Source organism: Woronichinia naegeliana WA131, assembly GCA_025370055.1.
GTDB lineage: Bacteria > Cyanobacteriota > Cyanobacteriia > Cyanobacteriales > Microcystaceae > Woronichinia > Woronichinia naegeliana.
Map to the genome: position 1 here is coordinate 4772930 of CP073041.1, position 23130 is coordinate 4796059.

General features: G+C 37.6%; 12 protein-coding genes and 8 pseudogenes. 11 read left to right on the plus strand and 9 right to left on the minus strand.

Annotated elements, in window-relative coordinates:
- Positions 1 to 2: 2 nt before the first annotated feature.
- Positions 3 to 1284 (plus strand): annotated as a pseudogene (locus tag KA717_23920) (ISKra4 family transposase).
- Between the two features lie 108 nt (positions 1285 to 1392).
- Positions 1393 to 2734, plus strand: a pseudogene (locus tag KA717_23925) (IS5 family transposase).
- A gap of 577 nt (positions 2735 to 3311) precedes the next feature.
- On the opposite strand, the pseudogene KA717_23930 reads toward KA717_23925, so the two are convergent.
- A pseudogene (locus tag KA717_23930) lies at positions 3312 to 4649 on the minus strand (IS5 family transposase).
- Positions 4650 to 5181: 532 nt separating this feature from the next.
- On the opposite strand from KA717_23930, the gene KA717_23935 reads away from it, so the two are divergent.
- The 3 genes and pseudogenes from KA717_23935 (at position 5182) to KA717_23945 (ending at position 6976) form a co-directional block, all read left to right on the plus strand.
- A complete protein-coding gene (locus tag KA717_23935) occupies positions 5182 to 5421 on the plus strand; it encodes a hypothetical protein (GenBank protein ID UXE59000.1) in 240 nt (79 codons plus the stop codon).
- Between the two features lie 48 nt (positions 5422 to 5469).
- Positions 5470 to 5730: pseudogene (locus KA717_23940) on the plus strand (transposase family protein).
- Between the two features lie 166 nt (positions 5731 to 5896).
- Positions 5897 to 6976, plus strand: a complete 1080-nt coding sequence (locus KA717_23945) for an IS1 family transposase (GenBank protein UXE59001.1) — start codon at positions 5897 to 5899, stop codon at positions 6974 to 6976.
- Between the two features lie 43 nt (positions 6977 to 7019).
- Here KA717_23945 and KA717_23950 read toward each other — a convergent pair.
- Positions 7020 to 7850: pseudogene (locus KA717_23950) on the minus strand (ISL3 family transposase).
- Positions 7851 to 7967: 117 nt separating this feature from the next.
- Here KA717_23950 and KA717_23955 point away from each other — a divergent pair.
- Positions 7968 to 9305, plus strand: a pseudogene (locus tag KA717_23955) (IS5 family transposase).
- 227 nt (positions 9306 to 9532) lie between these two features.
- Here KA717_23955 and KA717_23960 read toward each other — a convergent pair.
- The 7 genes and pseudogenes from KA717_23960 to KA717_23990 form a co-directional block, all read right to left on the minus strand.
- A pseudogene (locus KA717_23960) lies at positions 9533 to 9787 on the minus strand (transposase family protein).
- 308 nt (positions 9788 to 10095) lie between these two features.
- Entirely contained in the window at positions 10096 to 10902 is an 807-nt protein-coding gene (locus tag KA717_23965; protein ID UXE59002.1) for an Rpn family recombination-promoting nuclease/putative transposase, read from the minus strand.
- A gap of 60 nt (positions 10903 to 10962) precedes the next feature.
- The gene (locus KA717_23970) at positions 10963 to 11622 is read right to left on the minus strand and encodes a hypothetical protein (GenBank protein ID UXE59003.1); all 660 of its coding nucleotides are present in this window, start codon (positions 11620 to 11622) and stop codon (positions 10963 to 10965) included.
- A 190-nt stretch (positions 11623 to 11812) separates the two neighbouring features.
- Entirely contained in the window at positions 11813 to 13501 is a 1689-nt protein-coding gene (locus tag KA717_23975) for an NAD(P)H-quinone oxidoreductase subunit 4 (GenBank protein ID UXE59004.1), read from the minus strand.
- 333 nt (positions 13502 to 13834) lie between these two features.
- The gene (locus KA717_23980) at positions 13835 to 14245 is read right to left on the minus strand and encodes a DUF1816 domain-containing protein (protein ID UXE59005.1); all 411 of its coding nucleotides are present in this window, start codon (positions 14243 to 14245) and stop codon (positions 13835 to 13837) included.
- 163 nt (positions 14246 to 14408) lie between these two features.
- Positions 14409 to 15086 carry a bifunctional 4-hydroxy-2-oxoglutarate aldolase/2-dehydro-3-deoxy-phosphogluconate aldolase gene (locus tag KA717_23985; protein UXE59006.1) on the minus strand — a complete coding sequence of 226 codons (678 nt, stop codon included), beginning with the start codon at positions 15084 to 15086 and terminating at the stop codon, positions 14409 to 14411.
- A gap of 275 nt (positions 15087 to 15361) precedes the next feature.
- On the minus strand, positions 15362 to 15580 hold the full coding sequence (locus KA717_23990; protein UXE59007.1) for a BrnA antitoxin family protein: 219 nt from the start codon (positions 15578 to 15580) through the stop codon (positions 15362 to 15364).
- Between the two features lie 126 nt (positions 15581 to 15706).
- On the opposite strand from KA717_23990, the gene KA717_23995 reads away from it, so the two are divergent.
- From KA717_23995 to KA717_24015, 5 genes and pseudogenes are all read left to right on the plus strand, one after another.
- A complete protein-coding gene (locus tag KA717_23995; GenBank protein ID UXE59008.1) occupies positions 15707 to 15937 on the plus strand; it encodes a hypothetical protein in 231 nt (76 codons plus the stop codon).
- A gap of 97 nt (positions 15938 to 16034) precedes the next feature.
- Complete coding sequence (locus tag KA717_24000) at positions 16035 to 16262, plus strand: hypothetical protein (protein ID UXE59009.1); 228 nt, start codon at positions 16035 to 16037, stop codon at positions 16260 to 16262.
- Positions 16262 to 16546: a type II toxin-antitoxin system mRNA interferase toxin, RelE/StbE family gene (locus tag KA717_24005; protein ID UXE59010.1), complete on the plus strand. Its 285-nt coding sequence runs from the start codon at positions 16262 to 16264 to the stop codon at positions 16544 to 16546. Before KA717_24000 ends, KA717_24005 begins: the two co-directional genes overlap by 1 nt.
- Before the next feature lie 232 nt (positions 16547 to 16778).
- Positions 16779 to 21035, plus strand: coding sequence for a hypothetical protein (locus KA717_24010; protein ID UXE59011.1), 4257 nt, complete (start codon positions 16779 to 16781; stop codon positions 21033 to 21035).
- Between the two features lie 65 nt (positions 21036 to 21100).
- Positions 21101 to 21666, plus strand: a pseudogene (locus tag KA717_24015) (ISKra4 family transposase).
- Positions 21667 to 23130: the final 1464 nt, after the last annotated feature.

The following is a 23130-nucleotide window of genomic DNA, read 5'->3' on the forward strand; positions in this document are numbered from 1 at the left end:
TGATGACAGCAAAACTAATTAATGTAGAGGGTTCAAAGATAAAAATAGAACTAACATTAGAACTCAGTCGTTCAATGTTGGATACAGAAATAAATATTCAAAAAGGCTTAAACGAAGTAGGTTGCATCGCCAGCAAAGAAGCCTTGAAATATTTAGATACAGATGGTTCACCCTTAAAAATCGGTGAAGAAATCTGGAAGAGTAAGGGAGAGCAACCGAAAGAATATCAAACACCTTATGGTGAGGTTATAGTGAATCGTCATGTATATCAGCGTTCACCTTTGAGGAAAAACGTATTGCCCCTTAGAAAGAGAAGCAAGGATAATCATAACATCAACGCCATTATTGGCAAAACAGGTATCCTCAAAAATGTCAGGGATGGCAGGCAAAGAGGTGAAAAATGATTTATTAGAAAATCATGGTAGAAAAGTAGCGCTATCCTATATCCAAAGATTGAGTGAAGCAGTAGGAAGTGTGGTACAGGCAAAAGAAGAAGCGTGGAGTTATGCCCCGCCCAAGGAGGATAGCCAAATTGCAACAGTGGGAATAGGATTAGATGGAACCTGTATGCTGATGTGTGAGGATGGCTACCGTGAAGCAATGGTGGGAACCGTTTCCCTATACGATAGTGAAGGCGAACGTCAACCTACAATCTATCTAGGTGCGGCACCAGAGTATGGAAAAAAGAGTTTTCTAGAAAGATTAGAAAGAGAAATTGAGCGAGCGAAAAAACGTTATCCAGAGGCAACATTGGTCGGGATAGCAGACGGGGCAGAATCAAATTGGAAGTTTTTAGAAAAGCAAACGGAAGAACAGATATTAGATTTCTATCATGCCTCTGGTTACTTAGGTGCCTTGGCAGAAGCGTTGCATCCGAATACCGTGTCAAAACAAAAAGAATGGTTGACTGAAAATTGTCGAGAACTCAAGCATGAAAAAGGAAAAGCAGGAGAACTGCTAAATCTGATGAAAGAAGTCAAAGAAGAAAAAAGTCATTCTAAGAATCTTACCGAGAAACTACAAGCGGCGATTACTTATTACGAGAATCATCAGCATCAAATGGATTATGCTGAATACATAGAGAAAAAGTATCCGATTGGTTCAGGTGTTACGGAAGCAGCTTGTAAGACGTTGGTCAAACAACGATTATGTTGTTCAGGGATGCGATGGAAGGAAAAAGGAGCAGGAATTATTTTGAGCCTACGAGCTTTGGTATTGACCAAGGAACGATGGAGTCAATTTTGGGCAAAACTTGATCAATATGGGTTCCCTGTAGAACCCTGATTACAACAGCTTTTATCAACTAAAGGTCGCACCCATTAAGAACCGCTAGAATGCACGAAAATAGGGTAGAATGCCTCAAAACCATTGCATTAAGAAGAGAGAAAGCAGATGTACCGAAAGCAACAGTACTCAATTGAAACACCAGAAAACTTGAAAAATCTGTTCGGCGGGCAGTTAGACGAAGAAAATCGTTGGATAGAAATGTCAAAAATGATTCTTTGGGAAGAATATGAGGAAGAATATGCAAAAAACTTCACAGAAAAAAAAGGAGCCCCAGCCAAATCATTTAGAATGGCATTAGGAGCATTAATTATCAAAGAAATTTCAGGAAAAAGTGACAGAGAAACAGTAGAACAAATAAAAGAGAACCCTTATTTACAGTACTTTATAGGAATGGAAAGCTATAGTAGCAAAGGAGCATTTAATGCGTCAATGATGGTTCATTTTCGTAAAAAAATAGGAATGGAATTAATTAATAAATAAAATTAATAAAGAAATAGAAAAAAAAGCGACGGGTGTAGCGTCAGAAAAAAAAGAAAATGAAGGAAAGTTATTGTTAGATGCGACTTGTACACCAGCAGATATAAAATATCCAACGGATATAGGAATATTGAATGATGCCAGAGAAAAAACAGAAAAAATAATAGATAAGCTGTATGAAGAAATAAAAGAGAAAAGGAAAGAAAAGCCGAGGACTTATAGGGAAGTGGCAAGAAAAGAGTACTTAGCCATAGCAAAAAAACGTCGTGTGTCAAAAAAAGAAAGAAGAAAAGGAACAAAAAAACAACTAGGATATATAAAAAGAAACTTGTCTGATATAGAAAAAATGATAGAAGAGGGAGCAAAGTTAGAAAAACTAACGAAAAAAGAGCAAGAAGAGCTTGTAACGATAGGAAAAGTGTATGAGCAACAGTTAGAAATGTATGAAAAAAAGACAAATAAAGTAGAAAACAGAATTGTGAGTGTAAGCCAACCTCACGTGCGTCTAATAGTGCGTGGAAAAGCGGGAAAAGCAGTAGAGTTTGGAGCTAAAATATCGGCAAGTAATGTGAATGGCTTTGTCTTCTTAGACAAATTAAGTTGGGATAATTACAACGAATCGGGAGATTTACAAGCGCGAATAGAAGAATATAAAAGGGAAACAGGATGTTATCCGGAATCGGTTCATGTGGATAAAATCTATCGAACAAAAGCGAATCGAGCTTATTGTAAAGAAAGGGATATAAGAATGAGTGGTCCCCGATTGGGAAGACCGCCGAAAGAGGTGAGCAAAGAAAAAAAGAAAGAGGCACGCTCAGATGAAAGAGTGCGTAATGCCATTGAGGGTAAATTCGGACAGGGAAAGAGGAAATTTAGTCTTGGTCGAGTGATGGCCAAACTACCTGAGACCTCGGAAACGGTAATTGCGATGAACTTTTTGGTAATGAATCTTTCTACTCTACTTCAGAAGACAAAAAGTAAAAAGTTGTAGAGTCGTTTTTCTTGTGAAAAATGGTGTTAATTTTCCTCTCTTTTGTGAGGAGTGATTTGTGTTGACCTTTTTAGACAGAAAGGAACAATAGATTAAACAAAATCTGTATTTTGATTTGTTTCCATAAGGATAAGTTATCTATGCTTTTTCAGTCCATACTTCCCTAACCCACATTTCTTTCGTTTTTTGACTTTTTCAGCAAGCCCTACTTAGCACTTCATGAAAATTTATGGGCATCACTAGTTTAACTTTTAGAAGAAAACAAAAGCGATCGCGGTTTTTGAAGACGACAAGGCGATCGCCCTCAACTATAAACTGTAAAATACTTAGGGCTTGCTGAAAAAGTCAAAAAACGAAAGAAATGTGGGTTAGGGAAGTATGGACTGAAAAAGCATAGATAACTTATCCTTATGGAAACAAATCAAAATACAGATTTTGTTTAATCTATTGTTCCTTTCTGTCTAAAAAGGTCAACACAAATCACTCCTCACAAAAGAGAGGAAAATTAACACCATTTTTCACAAGAAAAACGACTCTACAACTTTTGACTTTTTGTCTTCTGAAGTAGAGTAGAAAGATTCATTACCAAAAAGTTCATCGCAATTACCGTTTCCGAGGTCTCAGGTAGTTTGGCCATCACTCGACCAAGACTAAATTTCCTCTTTCCCTGTCCGAATTTACCCTCAATGGCATTACGCACTCTTTCATCTGAGCGTGCCTCTTTCTTTTTTTCTTTGCTCACCTCTTTCGGCGGTCTTCCCAATCGGGGACTACTCATTCTTATATCCCTTTCTTTACAATAAGCTCGATTCGCTTTTGTTCGATAGATTTTATCCACATGAACCGATTCCGGATAACATCCTGTTTCCCTTTTATATTCTTCTATTCGCGCTTGTAAATCTCCCGATTCGTTGTAATTATCCCAACTTAATTTGTCTAAGAAGACAAAGCCATTCACATTACTTGCCGATATTTTAGCTCCAAACTCTACTGCTTTTCCCGCTTTTCCACGCACTATTGGACGCACGTGAGGTTGGCTTACACTCACAATTCTGTTTTCTACTTTATTTGTCTTTTTTTCATACATTTCTAACTGTTGCTCATACACTTTTCCTATCGTTACAAGCTCTTCTTGCTCTTTTTTCGTTAGTTTTTCTAACTTTGCTCCCTCTTCTATCATTTTTTCTATATCAGACAAGTTTCTTTTTATATATCCTAGTTGTTTTTTTGTTCCTTTTCTTCTTTCTTTTTTTGACACACGACGTTTTTTTGCTATGGCTAAGTACTCTTTTCTTGCCACTTCCCTATAAGTCCTCGGCTTTTCTTTCCTTTTCTCTTTTATTTCTTCATACAGCTTATCTATTATTTTTTCTGTTTTTTCTCTGGCATCATTCAATATTCCTATATCCGTTGGATATTTTATATCTGCTGGTGTACAAGTCGCATCTAACAATAACTTTCCTTCATTTTCTTTTTTTTCTGACGCTACACCCGTCGCTTTTTTTTCTATTTCTTTATTAATTTTATTTATTAATTCCATTCCTATTTTTTTACGAAAATGAACCATCATTGACGCATTAAATGCTTCTTTGCTACTATAGCTTTCCATTCCTATAAAGTACTGTAAATAAGGGTTCTCTTTTATTTGTTCTACTGTTTCTCTGTCACTTTTTCCTGAAATTTCTTTGATAATTAATGCTCCTAATGCCATTCTAAATGATTTGGCTGGGGCTCCTTTTTTTTCTGTGAAGTTTTTTGCATATTCTTCCTCATATTCTTCCCAAAGAATCATTTTTGACATTTCTATCCAACGATTTTCTTCGTCTAACTGCCCGCCGAACAGATTTTTCAAGTTTTCTGGTGTTTCAATTGAGTACTGTTGCTTTCGGTACATCTGCTTTCTCTCTTCTTAATGCAATGGTTTTGAGGCATTCTACCCTATTTTCGTGCATTCTAGCGGTTCTTAATTCGCCTACTATTTTTCTCCGTAAAGGTTTCAGCTTTTTTCAGCAAGCCCTACTTAATCGCCCTCAATTACAAACGCCACAATACTTGATCGCCGTCTCAATTCTCAATTAAAAAGCAATCGCACTCGATTATAAATTGCAAAATACTTGATCTCGGTCTCAACTCTTATCAAAACGCGATCGCTGAAAGTACGGCCACGCAGATCGCCCTCACTGTAGGTTAAGTCGAGAAATCCGAATGTTATCCGAGTTATGGTCAACAAATTTTTGTCAGAAGGGGTGCTTTTTTCCAAAAAAACTGGTACGATGTTTCCTAACTGTCTTGTCTAACGTCCTATTTGGGAGTGTTATACAGAAAGATTCTGAATAAAATCCGTATTTGGGGTAACATACGGAAATTTTCTGTATAATCCTTAATTAGCTAATCAAGAGTTCTAGTAAAAATTGATAAGAAATTAAATGAATATTTATAGCGTTTCCGATGTATTTAATGAAAGCGAAATTCCAGTACTCACCTTTGTTGAACCGCGAGAGTTTAATGACATAGTTGGCTCACTAGTTACCAGTGGGAAGCACGTGACTTTAAGTGGCCCCTCTGGTTGTGGCAAAACTACACTGGCAAAAAAATCTCTCAATGATGCGGGATTTGGACCCAGGGCGAACGCATCTAAAAATGATACAGATACAAGAACATTATAGAGGGATGGATAAGGGAAAATAAGGGAAAGTGCATAGAAAACAAAAGCGATGAAACTCCGACCCAAATATAGACTGGTAGAACACTTTGCCGAAATAGATGACCCTCGCATCGAACGAACAAAACGGCATAAACTCATTGATATTCTAACGATTGCCATCTTAGCCGTCATTTGTGGAGCAGAAGGTTGGGTAGCCATGGAAAGTTTCGGCAAGGCTAAACATCAATGGCTAAAAAAAATTTTGGAATTGCCGAATGGCATCCCCTCCCACGATACGTTTGCGCGTGTATTTGCTAGTCTGAATCCAGAGCAATTTCAAGACTGTTTTCTGGTACTGGTATCGTGTGATCAAAGCTAGAAAAAGTTATGGTGTAAGAGTTTGAGAAAATAGAAAATAACTTACGACTGGACATATTCCCGTTTTTGTTATACTATTATTATTGTCATTATATTAAAGAAAGGGAAAACAGAAAGCAATGTCAACATTGAATAAAAGCTCAATTGACCTCCTAAGTGATATTGGCTTACCCCAAGAGAAAGAGGAAGCCTTATTTCAGAAAAACTGCCCTCATTGCTATAGTGAAAACGTAAAAATACATTCTCATTATCAAACGAAAGGTAACGGGGAACGTAAAATGTTCATTTGTCAAGAATGTAGTTCTTGTTTTGCTGAGACTTATGGTAGCGTAATCGCTGGCTTAGAAACCCCATTAAGTGAAATTGTAAAAGTATTAAAAGCCAGAATGGAAGGAATAGGATTAAATGCAGCAGCCCGAGTATTCGGCTACGCGAAAACAACAATATTGAATTGGGAAAAGAAATTATCAGGATTACAAGAGACATTATTTTTATACGCCTTAGTGAATGAATTTGTTAAATTAGTAATAGAAGGGGATGAACTATACACAAAAGTTGGAAAAAATAAAGAAGCAAGTGCCTCTGAGAGGTGGACAATCGTGCTCATGGACAGGGCTAGCCGCTTTATTTGGCATTTAAAATGTGGTAAAAAAGAGCAGAAATTATTTCTAGAAGCAATGATGACGGTAGCGGAATTATTTGAAAGGAGTGCAGAATCTCTCCAGTTATTTACAGATGGAGAAAAGCGATATAGTCAACTGCTATTTAATATTTGTCACGAAGTATTAAGGACTGGGAAGCGAGGTCGTCCCACCAAAGTATTACCGAAGGGTATGGTGGTAAGATTAAAAAATAAGAGTAGTAAACGTCGAGATTCTGAGGGTAAACTAGAGAAAGTAGAAACTCCGAAAACTGAACATCCTGAGACAACAGAAAAACCAGAAGACAAGGATGTTCATGCCAACCACGTTGAGGCATTTAATAGTTCTCTACGACGCTATTTAGCCGCCTTTCGTCGTCGAACAAATACTTATGCTAAATCTGTTGTGGGATTACAGCGAGTGCTAGATATTTTCTGGATGGTTCATAACTTTGTTCGCAGCCATTTTACGACGAAAAAAGTTCCTGCGGTAGCTCTCGGTATAATTCAAAAAGGGTTAACTTGGGAGGACTTACTCCAAATTCGCCTGATTTGTTGAACCTCTTGTATTGCAACGTTTATAGCTTCTAGCTAGACGATACCAGTGCCGTATTCATCCCTTCCGTTAATCCATTAGTTGTATGGTTTTCAAAATAATTGCATATACCTGTCAAATGAGTTTTCAGCATACCCACACTTTTTTTATAGAATAGGCACGCTGTTCTCATCCATTTTTCAAATTTTCTCCTTGCATCATTTGTCGTTCTTGAATGCTCATAAATATCTCTAATCTCTTCCTTCATTTCATACGCTATTCCTAAACAAGGATACATTTTCAATATCTCTTCTAACTCTTCTCTTTTTTCTTTTTTTAACTCTTCTTTATTTTTCCATAATAGGTATGTTAAACCCTTTTTATGCATATTCATTTTCTTTCTCAATTTATTCAATTCTTCATTTATATTTTTCATTACATGAAATCTATCATAGACGATTTTAGCATTTACAAATAACTCCTTTATTGCTGACGTAAATCCCTCCCACATATCCACACTTACTTCCTTTACATTCTCTCTAACCCTTGCTGGCTGCACCTTTAGAGCTTCTATTATCTCTTCTTTTTTGTGTCCTTTTATTACTTCTAACAATTCCTTTTTATTTATATCTATCACTGTTGTAATAAAGTCTTTTTTTCCTTTTCTATTACTAAATTCGTCTAAACTTATCTTTTCTGGTAATTCCCATTCCTTCTTTTCTGCCTGCTTTGCATACTCTTCAAATATTGATTCCAATGTTCCCCAACTTATTTCTTCTTCTTGCCTTACCTCTTCTACATTTTTCTTTTTTACTTGCTCATAAATCTTTTCTTCATAACGAATTGTATAATGTTTTCTTAGCCGCATAAAGTCCAGTCTTTCTGTTATGTAGGGCTTGCTGAAAAAAGCTGAAACCTTTACGGAGAAAAATAGTAGGCGAATTAAGAACCGCTAGAATGCACGAAAATAGGGTAGAATGCCTCAAAACCATTGCATTAAGAAGAGAGAAAGCAGATGTACCGAAAGCAACAGTACTCAATTGAAACACCAGAAAACTTGAAAAATCTGTTCGGCGGGCAGTTAGACGAAGAAAATCGTTGGATAGAAATGTCAAAAATGATTCCCTGGGAAGAATATGAGGAAGAATATGCAAAAAACTTCACAGAAAAAAAAGGAGCCCCAGCCAAATCATTTAGAATGGCATTAGGAGCATTAATTATCAAAGAAATTTCAGGAAAAAGTGACAGAGAAACAGTAGAACAAATAAAAGAGAACCCTTATTTACAGTACTTTATAGGAATGGAAAGCTATAGTAGCAAAGAAGCATTTAATGCGTCAATGATGGTTCATTTTCGTAAAAAAATAGGAATGGAATTAATAAATAAAATTAATAAAGAAATAGAAAAAAAAGCGACGGGTGTAGCGTCAGAAAAAAAAGAAAATGAAGGAAAGTTATTGTTAGATGCGACTTGTACACCAGCAGATATAAAATATCCAACGGATATAGGAATATTGAATGATGCCAGAGAAAAAACAGAAAAAATAATAGATAAGCTGTATGAAGAAATAAAAGAGAAAAGGAAAGAAAAGCCGAGGACTTATAGGGAAGTGGCAAGAAAAGAGTACTTAGCCATAGCAAAAAAACGTCGTGTGTCAAAAAAAGAAAGAAGAAAAGGAACAAAAAAACAACTAGGATATATAAAAAGAAACTTGTCTGATATAGAAAAAATGATAGAAGAGGGAGCAAAGTTAGAAAAACTAACGAAAAAAGAGCAAGAAGAGCTTGTAACGATAGGAAAAGTGTATGAGCAACAGTTAGAAATGTATGAAAAAAAGACAAATAAAGTAGAAAACAGAATTGTGAGTGTAAGCCAACCTCACGTGCGTCCAATAGTGCGTGGAAAAGCGGGAAAAGCAGTAGAGTTTGGAGCTAAAATATCGGCAAGTAATGTGAATGGCTTTGTCTTCTTAGACAAATTAAGTTGGGATAATTACAACGAATCGGGAGATTTACAAGCGCGAATAGAAGAATATAAAAGGGAAACAGGATGTTATCCGGAATCGGTTCATGTGGATAAAATCTATCGAACAAAAGCGAATCGAGCTTATTGTAAAGAAAGGGATATAAGAATGAGTGGTCCCCGATTGGGAAGACCGCCGAAAGAGGTGAGCAAAGAAAAAAAGAAAGAGGCACGCTCAGATGAAAGAGTGCGTAATGCCATTGAGGGTAAATTCGGACAGGGAAAGAGGAAATTTAGTCTTGGTCGAGTGATGGCCAAACTACCTGAGACCTCGGAAACGGTAATTGCGATGAACTTTTTGGTAATGAATCTTTCTACTCTACTTCAGAAGACAAAAAGTAAAAAGTTGTAGAGTCGTTTTTCTTGTGAAAAATGGTGTTAATTTTCCTCTCTTTTGTGAGGAGTGATTTGTGTTGACCTTTTTAGACAGAAAGGAACAATAGATTAAACAAAATCTGTATTTTGATTTGTTTCCATAAGGATAAGTTATCTATGCTTTTTCAGTCCATACTTCCCTAACCCACATTTCTTTCGTTTTTTGACTTTTTCAGCAAGCCCTATGTATTTCTGACATTTTTCACAATGGAACTGGCGGCGGGGCACTTCCAGATATACTTTCTTTCCCAATAGGGATAAATCCCGAACCAAATTATATTCTATTTGATTTATATCTTCCAATTCTTTATGACAATTTGGACATTCTATTACTTCGTTTTTCATTTTTAATTTTAAGAACAAAGCACCATCTATTTCTCGATAGTTTACGACTGTTACCTTTGGCAAACCTAGTAGCTCATCCAAGTTTATCCACATACTCCACCTCCTACTGTGGTATTACTATTATACACTTTCCACACAGTTGGGGGAAGAGCCTCAGTCTTTTCTGTTTATCCGTTGGTTAGAGATTGACGGCATTCAAACTATCGTTAATTTGACCTCCAAACACAAACATATTCTTTCCTTTCTTGGCTCTTCATGTCAAAAGTACTACTTTGTCTCTTGACTTACCTGCGGAATGTGGGTTGCAAGCATTGTCAAACATAGATAAATTTTAATATTTTCAGCGATCGCCCCTTAATGTCAAGAAAAAAGCGATCGCCGATCAATGATTATCTAAATTTTTAATTATTTTGATTAGCTACAAACTGATTGACTAAAGCAATATCAATATCTAATTCTTCAGCAATTTCCGCGATCGATAACCCTAATTTTGTAAGTAGAGGGATTGTTTCAAGCTTGCCCTCAAGCTTGCCCTTGAGCAGACCTAGCTGTTCTCCTTTTAGAAGACCTAGCTGTTCTCCCTCCTGCAAAATTTCTTGATAAACGGCTGATTCTTTCATAATGTCACTCCTTAAAATTTTTTTAATCGTTTCAGGTGCCATCACTAATCCTGCGAATACTGCCGTTGCCGCCATGAGATTAGCCCTCACCCCTTGGTTTTCTATTCTATCCAATCCCTTGGCAACCTCTCGTAAACGTGTTGTTGGCTTCTCACATTGGGTTAATATCGCTAGGGGCAATAAACCTGGACTTGTTAGAAATAAATCAGAAGACTGTTCCCAAAGACGAATGACTCGATAATGATGAGTTGTTGCTCCTAGTTGAAAGCTATCTTGATAAACCAAGGCCGATTTAGTTCGTTTCAGATAAATAACCACTTGGTGCATGGTTTTAAGCGGAAAACGACGATAAACCCTGACTCGATAATCTAACATCCGAAAACCCATTGTTTCATCGGGTTCGGTCTGAAATTCTAGGTGTAATACCAGATCTTCCGATTGTTCCAATATTAGGGAATCAGCGCGAATCGGTTCTAAAGATAATTCTGTGGGACTCAGTTTGGTCAGGGTAATGGGACGACCAAGCAACCAAGTGGCATAATCTTCAGAAAAGTTTTCAGCTAGGAATTTGCAAGCATTGTCAAACATAGATAAATTTTAATATTTTCAGCGATCGCCTCTTAACTATGAAGAAAAAAGCGACGCTGATCAATTGAAGTCAGGATCATTGGAATTTAATGATGAAACCAAATTTCTTTCACATTCTTGAAAAATATAGCGTAAAGCTCCTAACGTTTGAGCCGCATCATCCGAAATATAAGTTCTAGTTTCATAGACTGCACTCGTCAAAGTCAGTTTATAAAATACCCATCCTTGTCCATTCGTTACAATTCCAAAGACATCTATTGGTCTTCGCACCTGATTATTTTGCCATTGGCAGGCTTGCATTTCTACGAGACATTGAGCCAGTCCTTGCTCAAAATCATCACGTTTTGCCTCAACAATACACAAAAAAGGCGTATCCAAATAATCTTGTCTTTCCGCAATCAAATAATCCGCATTCCCGACTAAGACATCACTCTCTATTTTGCCTCCTTTCCAAATTTTTAGATTTTCAACTTTCTCCATTGCTTCTTCACAGAAAGCATCAATTAGCAATTTTTTTGACTCTTCATAGGTTCGGAGATCAAAAATATTATGGAGTCGCTCTAACCTTTTAATGAAAAAATCTGTAGGCTTAAGGGAAATGGCTGGCAATAACCAAGGTAGTAACGTCTTAATCCCCAATTGTTTATAGGCAGAAGCAAGATCAAAGCCTGAAAAACTTCTTTTTTTTGATTTAGGTATTTTAGATGTATTTCTTGGCATTTTTGATTTTCTAGATTTTTATTAAAAGACTGTCCTTCCACAGGATAATTTATTGAGGGGGCTGTTAGTCAAAAGCGATCGCCTCTTCCCCTTCAGTCAGAAAAAAGCGATCGCCTCTTCCCCTTCAGTCAGAAAAAAGCGATCGCCAAAAAAATTTAACGTTTAGATGAACTAATAGTATTCAGATTGTCTAGGGGCGGACACCTAGGCTAGAAGCAATTTTAGCTTCCGGTAAACGAGGAGCCGTCACTAATTCGGCATAGATATTGTTAGCACTAGCTTCAGCCACTTGGGTATAGGACTGACGTAACTGGCCATTGAGAGCCACCGTTGTCACATCGTAGGATTGAGTCGCTAATTTGGGATAGAAACCCACTGCAATGATTGGTAACAAGAAACAAGCGGCGATAAAGACTTCCCTGGGATAGGCATCTTCATAATGGGCATTTTCGGGTAACACACAACTGGTTCCAAAACAGACTGCCTCTTGACTTTCCCGTTTGGTCTGATTTTGATCTTCCAGACCACAAACCAGAGGGGCATCGGTTCCATAGAAGAGTTGGCGTAGCATCGAGAGCAGATAAATTGGCGTTAACACTAAACCAATGGCGGCTAAAAAGACGGTGACTGTGCGGAAAGTGGTGCTGTAAATATCGCTACTGCTAACACCGACAAAAATGGATAGTTCACTGGCAAAGCCACTCATACCAGGCAGGGCCAGGGATGCCATAGCGGCGATCGTGAAAAGGGCAAAGACTTTAGGCATAATTTTGCCAATGTTCCCCATTTCAGCCAAATTCAGGGTATGGGTGCGATCGTAGGTGACACCAGCTAAGAAGAATAAAGCGGCAGCAATAAGACCATGAGAGATCATTTGTAGCATGGCTCCACTAATCCCTAGATCCGTAAAAGAGGCGATTCCAATCAACACAAAGCCCATGTGGGAAATGGAAGAGTAGGCTAAACGCCGTTTCATATTGGTTTGAGCAAAGGAGCTAAAACCGCCATAGATGATATTAACGACCCCTAAAATGACCAGAATAGGAGCGAAGTAAACATGAGCCTGCTCTAACAATCCTAAATTGAGACGAATTAAGCCATAGCCACCCATTTTGAGCAATACACCCGCTAAAATCATCGAAACAGGAGCAGACGCTTCACCGTGAGCATCGGGGAGCCAGGTATGAAGGGGAAAGACGGCTAATTTAACACCAAAGGTGATTAACAGTCCGGCGTAGAGAAATAGTTCTAAGGCGAGGGGATATTCTTTTAAACCTAATTCAGCAATATCAAAGGTCATGTTATCGCCATAGAAGGCCATGCCCAGGGCTGCAACCAGAATGAAAATAGAAGCGGCGGCTGTATAGAGTAAGAATTTCATGGCGGCATACTGTCGCTTCTGGCCACCCCAGATCGATACCAGTAGGTAAACCGGAACGAGTTCCAACTCCCACATGATGAAGAGCAACAGCATATCCTGGGCGACAAAGACACCAATTTGGGCTGCATACAACAGCAGCATTAAAAAGTAGAATAGTCGAGGTTTGTGGTCAACTTGCCAAGCGGCAAAGATGGAGAGAGTGGTGACTAAACCGGCCAATAGGACTAAGGGCATGGAAATTCCGTCCACCGACAAAGCCCAACTCAGTCCAAATTGGGGAATCCAAGCGTATTTTTCGACTAATTGAAAGGATGATTGCGTGGGGTCGTAATGCTGACTGAAAACATAAATCATTAACATAAAGTCCGCGATCGCCACACCGAGGGCATACCAACGAACTTGTTTACTGTCTTTGTAAGGCAGTATGGGAATGAGACAAGAAGCAATCAGGGGAAAGAGAATGATTGCAGAGAGCCAAGGGAAGTGATCCACCGTCATGACAATAAGAAGAAATACCTATTAGTTGTTGCTCTGATTATATTAAAGTTTGTAAACTTTTTGTTAACTTTTGCAAATAAATTTTTTGAGCTATTTACATTGTTTTTCTCTATGGAATGAGTCAACAGGATTGTCCTTAGTCTATGTAGATAGCAAGAAGACATCAATGCTTCAGATTTTCGAGCGTTGCAGACAGGCTCTTGACCCCGACAACGCCACTAAAAATCTTCGGCGATCGCCAAAATCTTCCCTTACTACTCCAATTCAATTCTTGCCCAAGAACCGAGAGGACTACTGCCTAGATAATCAGAACCCGCTAAAATCTCCTCTTCGCTACCATTCTTGAGTCAGGGTTTGAGGATGACACTGCTTAATCTGTACAGAAATATTATCGGCTCCCTCCTGCTGAAGATCTTCCACATAGCCCGTTTGATGGTACTGAGCTTCTGCTTCACTGTTGAAAGGGCCAAAATAGTAAAGACAACGGGGATTATCGGTATAAACTTCTAACCACCAATCCAGATTAACCGTGGCTAAAAGCAGGGAAACGGGTGTAATACGGAGAATTTTGACTCCAAGACAGGTAAGCTGACGAATTTCTTGGCTAAGACGGGTAACGGGAACTTTGAGGAACCATTGTCCTCGGCGTGGAGAAAGTCCGGTCAAGGTTTTACCAGGGGATTGGGACGCAAGAGTTACTTCTAGCAGAAAAAGCTGGCTGTCGGCTCCGTTATTGATCACCATATATAATCGTTACGTTCAATTGATAAAATCCATAAACAGAGTTTGCCCTTCATCGAAATAGGCGGTTAGGACTCGTCTGGAGAAAGGCTGATCAGAGATTAAGAAGACCGAACTTCTTAACTGTCACCCTATTATTGACCAAAAAGGGACATTCGGCTGAGTGTTACCAGGAATTCCCTGACATATTCTTAAGTTGCTCACATAGCAATCTTGCCTTTTGAGTAATGGCTGTCCAATTTTGTGCAGCAATCAGATCGGGGGGAAATAATTGACCGGATAGACCCACCGCGATCGCCCCCGCCTGAATAAACGGTAAGGCATTATCAAGGGTCACACCGCCGGTCGGAATGAGAGGAATATTTCCCAATGGCCCCTGCAACGCTTGAATATAGTCTGTCCCGCCCAGGGCCTGTACCGGAAAAACCTTGATGGCACTGGCTCCCATTTGCCAACCTGTGACAATTTCGGTCGGAGTGAGAGCACCTGGAATAATAGGTATTTCTGCCTGAAGGGCCCGCTCAATTAAGCGAGAGTTAACATGGGGCGTAAAACAAAATTGGCTACCACAGGCGATCGCTCCTTCCAAATCTTCTAGAGTTAATACCGTTCCCGTGCCAATTAAACAGTGGGGTAGGGTTTCACGAAGAGAGGCAATAATCTGTTCAGGATGGTTACTGTTCCAGGTAATTTCGATCAGGCCCATTCCCCCTTGGGCTACGGCAGCAGCTAATACTTGACCTAAAGAAACATCCCTAACACGCAAAACGGCGATCGCTCGGTCTTGTTGCAAACGTTGCAGCCAAGCTTGGGCATAGGAATGAAGAGGGGCAAAATCAGACAAAATTTCCACCTGTAAATAATTAGTTGATGATTCTGAAGGGGCGACAAGACCATGTTAATCCCTTACTAGATAAGCATTCTAGCCTGTCGAGTTTCTGAAAGATGCTCTTTTTTAGTGCGTACTAACTAACAATAGAATGCGGATATTGTCAAAAAACGGGCGGCAGAAGTCCGAAGGCTAGAAATTAGGTCAGAATGTCGTGAGGCTTTGGCAGAGTACCGAACAGGGGATTTAAAACCAATGTCGGCGGAAGAAGTTATCGCAGAATTAAATCGTTATCTAGAAAGTGATTCAGTCAGTGAGCGTTCAATAACGGATTGTAAAGATATTCCTAAGTGTTGAGCTTCTTTTTCTAAGGCTTCTAGCATCCATTGGGGCAGATCAATGTTGATAGGTTTCTTTTCTAAACCAGGGCGTTTGAGATTAGCTAGATCAAAAAATTCTAGAATGTCTTCACCGTCATCAAATCGTCGCTCTAATTCTTCAGCTTTCATACAGTTTTACCTCGCTTTTGCACGAACGTCTAACGGAAATAATTCTTAGCTTTAAATTATAGCAGTGTAAATTATGCCTATTGTAAGTTATAAAATAAATTAGGCTATTAACAGGGAGTTTTTAAGATGGTTACTTTAACGGATGTTCTGGAGGCGGTGGAACAGTTAACGGACGAGGAACAAGAAGCATTTGCAGACATTATTCGTCAACGTCAAATTGAGCGGCGACGGGATGAAATTGCGAGAGATGCTCAGGAGTCAAGGTTGGCTTATCGGGCGGGTTTATTGCCTTCCTATACCGCAGAAGAGGCGATCGCCCATTTAGAGATGGTACTCGAAACGTCTGATGAACTATGAAAAAGGTTATTGTTTCCCAAAATTTGACCGTGCTTTCTGATTTTTAAATTTAGATTTATACTGAATTGAGAGATTAAATTGAAACTCAGGAGTCAAGATGATTACGTTTGAAAATGCGTTAGAGGTGGTCAGTCAACTACCCAGAGAACAGCAAGAATTATTGGCTGATATTGTCAAAAAACGGGCGGCAGAAGTCCGAAGGCTAGAAATCATGGAGGAATGTCGTGAGGCTTTGGCAGAGTACCGCACAGGGAATTTGAAACCAATGTCGGCAGAAGAAGTTATCTCAGAATTACGTTGTTATCTGGAAAGCGATGAGGATTAATGAGAGAGTTAATTTTAACGGCTAGATTTAGGCGATCTTTTAAAAAGTTTGTCCAGCGTAACACGGCATTACAGCGACAAGTTGAAAAAACGTTGCTGCAAATGAGGGAGGATGTATTCGCGCCCAATTTGATGACTCATCGCCTAAAGGGTGAGCATGATGGGCTAAGGGCTTGTTCTTGTGGATATGATTGTCGGATTATTTTTACGATTCAAAAAAACGAGCAGACGACTCAAGATGAGATTGTTTTGCTTAATATTGGGACTCACGATGAGGTTTATTGAGGGTTGTTAATTGTAATTAGATTATCTGTTAGAACGGAAAGGCGGTTTTGGTGGCTCTGAGTCTAATGATAAGATGGAAACAATCTTGGGAATGCGCTATCCGACTTAGGCGAAAAAGAAGAAGCGATCGCATTTGAATAACGTGCAGTCTTAATGAGTTATTGAAAATATGCTAGAGTATTAACTCAAGATATACGAGAGACTGGCTATGTCTAGCGAAAATGTAGATGTTTTGATTGTTACAGCCCTCAAGCAAGAATTTGATGCTCTACTTGAAGTAACGGGGGGTGAAGCAGAGTGGGAAAAAATTACTGATGAGCGCAATTTTTCTCAGTATTATGTTCGTAATTTTGACAGTGAGCAGGGCTTCTCCTTTCGGATAGCGGCAATGTGGGCAAATCAGATGGGAACGACATCTGCGGCAGTGTTAGCAACAAGGTTGACCGAGCAACTTAAGGCAAGATGTATCGCAATGTGTGGAATTTGTGCGGGAAAGCGTGGAGATCTTTTTTTAGGAGATGTCATAGTCGCGGATCGTATTTTTCGATATGACGAAGGTAAGCTCAAAAAACAAGGTGAGAATGAAATTTTTCAGCCCGATATTACTACATTTAATCTCAATCCAAACTGGAAACGAGCCGTTGAAGAAATTCAGAATAAATGGCAACCATCATTTATTAGTGAAAGACCGCTTTCTATAGACTATCAATCTAAATGGTTGTTACGAGCATTATATGATTGTAAGCAAAATCAAAAATTATCAATTGAAAATTATCCTGGTCTTCAAGAATATTGTCACAAACGCAAAGAAGCGATTAAAAAGTTAAGACAAGAAGGATGGATGAATTTAAGTGGCTTTAGTTTGACTTCAGAAGGACAGGAAAAAATAGAAGAAGAACTATTTTGTGATAAGAGTTTTCCTGAGAAAGATCCTGCTTTTAATATTCACTTAGGAGTGGTCGGTACGGGAAACAAAGTCATACAAAATTCTTCAATATGGGAACAAATTTCTACTTCAGGAGAAAGAAAAATTATTGCTCTAGAGATGGAGGGAGAAGCTATTGGAATAGTTTCAGCCATTCAAGAAGTTGACTATATGATTTTTGTGAAAGGTGTTTGTGATTATGCCGATGAGTTTAAGGATGATTCTTTTCATCATTTTTCGGCTAAAGCTTCGGCGGCTTTTTTGATTGATTTTCTGAAATCTTATTTACCCAAACAAGAGCCAGCAAAAAATTCTCTAAAAGCTGACCAGATTAAATTACAAAAAAAAAGTCAACAAGTAATCGAGCAAGTCTCGAATAAAATTGGGGGCGAAGTCTATTTACTAAGAACCAATCAGTTAGAGAAATTAGAAAAAAACACGGTTGACAACACTGTAACAATAATTGTTGGTGCTTCAGGTGTTGGCAAGTCTTCGTTAGTAAGAGATTATGCAGAGACACAAATTCAAAAAGATGAAACTGTTTTATGGTTTGATTCTCGCTCGTTTGAAAAAATAGATTTTGCGGCTTTTGAATCTGATTTACAGCTTGCAAATTCCCTAGATAAAGTAGTTCAGTCACTATCCACTAAAAAAGGATTACTGGTTCTTGATGGACTTGATCGCCTCTACAATACTGACTCATTTAAATTGCTCTCAACTTTTCTGAGATTATTTGATTTTCATCAAGAGCAACCACAGTGGCGGCTTTTAATAACTTGTCAAAACCAAGATTTATCACGATTGAGCGAGAAATTAATTCATACATTACCACGTATTAGTTTTAATGAGTTTATTTGTAAACCTTTGTTAATAAAAGACTTAGAGCCACTTTGGTCTAGCTTTCCTAAAGCCAGCAGACTCAAGTATCAAACTCAATTACAAGATATTCTTGGCAATTTAAAAATTTTAGATTTGGTAGCAACTAGACTTAATTTAGATGACGATATTCAAGTTGATCAATGGGTCGGTGAATCAAGTGTAATTGAATGGTTTTGGAATTCCTATATCAAAAATACGGAACAAGGTATTTCTAAATCTTGTTTGGTTCAAAAGGTTGCAGAATATCAAGCGGATAATCTCAAACAGAGATTTCCCCTATTACAGACTGAACAATCACAATTAACAATCATTGAAGGTTTAATTAAAGACAAAATTTTTAATCAAACACAAGATAATAGTATTGTGTTTCAACATGATTTATATGGTGATTGGTTTCGGTTGCAACTTCTTATTTCCCATTCTGATAATCTTGCCAGTTATCTTAAAGATCGTCTTGTCTCTCCAATGTGGCATCGTGCTGTTCGTCTTTATGGGCAGTATCTCTTGGAAAACTGTCGGGACGTTGAAAAATGGACTAATACCCTTGACAATCTTAAAAATAATGACATTTTACTTGCCCAAAATCTTTTACTCGAATCGCCAATTTTTGCGGCTGATCCTTTTCCATTGTTAGTATTGATATACCAGAGCTTAATCGCTAACGAAGGTCAATTACTGAAACGCCTACTAGCCCAATTTTTGATTTCTGCAACATTGCCAGATCAACAAATGCTTGAAATCAGTCGTTCTTTAGGACATAACGAAACCGAAGCTTCAGCAAACTTTCGTATTCCTTACTGGCCATTATGGTTGCCAATACTTCGTTTTATTAATGATTATCGTGATGAGTTAATCAACATTGCCCCTATTGAAATTTGCCAAGTTGTTCATTTGTGGCTTGAGCATATTCCTCAAAATTCAATATTTCGATCGGAAGTAGCTGAAATCGGATTGATGTTAGGAAAAAAAGCTTTATTGGCAAAAGATAATTATAAATCGGTTTTCCACAAGAATCGTAAAGATTTTTATCGTGTAGCTTTAATGGGAGCGAGAGAATTTCCCGAACAAATTAGTGATTTTGCCTTAAGAGCAAGTGAAAGAATCGCAAGAGCTAATACTCCTGAAGAGGATGAGGAATTAAAATATATTCCTGACAAAAGATTTTTTCCCTTATCTTTTGATCCGACTGAACCTTTACCCGAACCTTGGCCAGATGGGCCAAAAAGAAGAGTTGACGATGATTTTCGCCATGTAGTTCTTGAATTACAAACAATTTTGCCATTAATTCAAGTTGATCCTTCCGTAGCACGAGAAGTTATTTTAGCAGTCTTGATTAGTGTTCGTAGAAGACTGAAAAAATATTTAATTCGTACTTATGAAGTTCAATTTGACATCGAAAAAATTCAAGATTGGCATATACCTACATATTGTCACGGGCCTTTTTTACGCTTTTTACAGATTGACTTTAAAGAAGGATTAGAATTAATTGCTCGCCTTGTAAACTTTGCAACCGATAGGTGGTTATTTGATGCTATTTTAGGTGCAAATGAGTATGCTTCACAATCTCAAAGAGAATTTGATAACGCTATATCCCATTTCATTAAAAAAGATTGTTGTTATCCACAGCCCCTAAGTATTGTAGTTAATCAGTGTAAATATGAGTTTATCGGTGATTCTAGGGTATATGGATGGTCATCTGGATTGGGAACAATTCCCCCTGATGAAGTTGTTGTTGCTCTAATGGCTCTTGAGCAATATTTTTATCTTCGCATCGAACGAGAAGAAAACATTGATGAAGAGATAACTCTTGTTTTAAAAAAAGTGAAAAGTACCGCAATTTTAGGACTTTTGTGTAATGTCGGAAAACGATTACCGATGCTTTTTGAGGGGCCTCTCAAACCTCTTCTTGGTATTCCTGAACTTTATTTTTGGGATATTGAAGTGATCATAGGTAGGCGTAATCATTTAATGATTGGCTCTTTTTTTGAAAGTAAAATTATTATCGAGTTATCACACAAATTTAATCAGTTAGAACATCGAAAAAAGGATTTACGTCATCTGGCTTGTGAATTATTTTTAACTAGCTCTAATATAAGAGATTTTTTTGAAGATATTAGACCTCAATGGGAACAAAGATTATCTATGAATGTCGAAAGTGAGTTGCGTGATTTTCTCAAACAACTGATTATCACTTTTGACATAAATAATTTTGAAATTCAACAACATTCAAAATTTGGTCAAGTAATTGTTAATGTAGCCGCTCAAAAGTTAGAAGAAGAAGAAAAAGCAGAAGAAATACAAGCGGCCAAAATGAATATGCTAATTTCTGTATTTCCATATCGTTGCAGAGAAATACTCAAAAAAGATAAATGTTTAGAAACGGATGAATTAGAGCTATTGTGTCAAGAACTTCAACAAATCGAACTTATCTATATTCATAAAGATCAATATTTACAATACTCTGTTAATCAATTAGCTGCTTGTATTTTAGGTGGGATTTCTGTATTTATCAAGTTTCATCAAAGTTGGTTGGATACATACTCAGAGCGTAAGCAATGGTGCTTTAATTATATTAAAAATTTTATTTTTGAGCGGGAGCATCTCACTTATGCAATAAGTATTAATACTTATGGGCAGAAAAATAAGACTTTGAACTTTATCGAACTTTATCAAAAAAAGAAATGAGAGTATAATAGTCGAGACCCACTTTCCAAAATCTATCCCAATTGAGGAACAATCTCATGTTATCAGTGTTATCAGAAAATGAAAAAAGGATTCAAGAGTTATGTCAAGAGTTGGGAGAATGTCTCTATCAACAATCTCAAGTTAAAACATTTAATAATTTGGGAGAAATAGAGGAGACTGTCAGAGACTTAATGATTCAGTATGTCAACCCAGAAATAGGTATTTTTTTGTCAAAACAAGTACCGAGGAAACCACAGGTCGGATACGAACAGTAAAAAGTATTTTGGGGGAATTGCCCATTACAGAAAAACAAGCGAAGAAATTAGAACTAAAGCCTCGAACTCAGATGAGTCCAATGTTAGAGAAGAACTGTTTGCTACTGAGTGGCGATGAGTCTTATGAAAAAGCAGCTAAGAAAATCCAATCATTGACGGGAATTGCTGTTTCTCACAGTACGCAACAACGCCTTGTACATCGCTATCATTTTGAAGAATTACCCTCTAACACAGAAGTCGAAGAAATTAGCATAGATGGTGGGAAGGTACGACTCAGAACTCCCAAGGGAGAACCCTTAATTTGGCGTGATTATAAAGGAGTCAGTTTTCATCAATTGGGGGTAGCTGCCTTTTTTTTTGAGCCGCCATCATCGGAACAATTTGATGTGCCTGAATCAATAGGGGATACTCATTGGGATTGTTTTCTTGCAGAAACACTTCCTTTAATATGGCGTGAGAATATCAACGATAAAAATATTCGTGAGCTTATTGCAAGCATGGTTTTTACTTACCATTATAATGCAGTGGATATTTTCTTCTGCCGTTGTAGTGAGTTCCGCGCTCTTGCTGGCAAAGATTTCACTCGATTACGCCGACTTTTATTTGAATGGGCTTTTGTGAGAAATCGTATTATATCTGTTGAACAAATTCAAGACTTAACCGATCAAAAAGTAATTGATAAATTTTTTGAGGATTTGAATCAATGGATAGAAAAGCAAATTAAAGCATTTGTTGATAAAAAAATAGAACCTATTATCAAAAGTTGGCCATTAATGGATCAACCCCAAAGTTTTCGTGCTATTGATAAAGTATTACCTCAGTGGAGACAGCAATATTTTTTAGATTTTTCACTTATAGAAGCAGGTCACAGTTGGTTTCCTAATTTAGATAAAACAGTTAGTGACGAAGAACGTCGTGACATAATATCTTTCTGGCAAGAAGCATTAGCTTACATAATCAAACCTATTTCAGAACCACGAGAAAAAAATCAATTATATAGGGAAAATTTTGTTCCACATGGTTACGAAGTATGGGTATTAGAAAATATTGCTAAAATCATACAATATATGGATTTAAGTGAATGTCCTCGAAAACTATGGCAACCTATCTTAAATCTTCCTGAAGAAGCTCATTATTGGCCTGAGTATTTTCTTCGAGGCTTCCACCGTTATGGACTTCAACAAAATCCAATCTGTCCTTCTTATATACCAGTTCTTAGGTCGATTATTGACTATTTATTACCTTCAAATCGTAAAAATTTTACTAAATGGTCATACCATGATGATGTTTGGAGCGGACTTATCGGTTTAGATCAAGTCTCTATCCATTATTGGGAAGAACACAACACTTATCTCGTTCAAGAAATACAAGATTTAATTGAATATTGGTTTAAAAATGTTCCAGTCTATAGTCAGCAAGTAGATCGTTTTGCTCGATGGTTAAAGACAGCCGCAGCACAACCAATTCGCCTACAAGGTATAGTTTGGGTTGAACAAGTTATAAATCAGCAAAACAATAATCATCTTCTTAAGGAAGAATCCGTAATGGATTCTATTGCTTCTTTGCTAAATGTTGCATGGAATAATGATCAAAAACAACTCCGTCAAAAAGACTTATTTTTTGATGCGTTTAAATCCTTGTTGTATCTTCTTTCCGAAAGACAAAATAAAGTTGCAATCGAACTATCAAGGCTTTTAACAAGTTAACTTCCTTTTTAATTTAAAAATGAATGTGATCACCTTTTTATTTTTAATAAAACCTAAAAGCCTCTCATATCAACAGATTAAATCCTATGTTGAAATAATTAATCACAAACCCCT

Bases quoted from the DNA above. Each gene is read 5' to 3' on its own strand.
- KA717_23935 (UXE59000.1), top strand. From the start codon at position 5,182: ATGAATATTTATAGCGTTTCCGATGTATTTAATGAAAGCGAAATTCCA.
- KA717_23945 (UXE59001.1), top strand. From the start codon at position 5,897: ATGTCAACATTGAATAAAAGCTCAATTGACCTCCTAAGTGATATTGGC.
- KA717_23965 (UXE59002.1), bottom strand. From the start codon at position 10,902: ATGTTTGACAATGCTTGCAAATTCCTAGCTGAAAACTTTTCTGAAGAT.
- KA717_23970 (UXE59003.1), bottom strand. From the start codon at position 11,622: ATGCCAAGAAATACATCTAAAATACCTAAATCAAAAAAAAGAAGTTTT.
- KA717_23975 (UXE59004.1), bottom strand. From the start codon at position 13,501: ATGACGGTGGATCACTTCCCTTGGCTCTCTGCAATCATTCTCTTTCCC.
- KA717_23980 (UXE59005.1), bottom strand. From the start codon at position 14,245: ATGGTGATCAATAACGGAGCCGACAGCCAGCTTTTTCTGCTAGAAGTA.
- KA717_23990 (UXE59007.1), bottom strand. From the start codon at position 15,580: ATGAAAGCTGAAGAATTAGAGCGACGATTTGATGACGGTGAAGACATT.
- KA717_23995 (UXE59008.1), top strand. From the start codon at position 15,707: ATGGTTACTTTAACGGATGTTCTGGAGGCGGTGGAACAGTTAACGGAC.
- KA717_24000 (UXE59009.1), top strand. From the start codon at position 16,035: ATGATTACGTTTGAAAATGCGTTAGAGGTGGTCAGTCAACTACCCAGA.
- KA717_24005 (UXE59010.1), top strand. From the start codon at position 16,262: ATGAGAGAGTTAATTTTAACGGCTAGATTTAGGCGATCTTTTAAAAAG.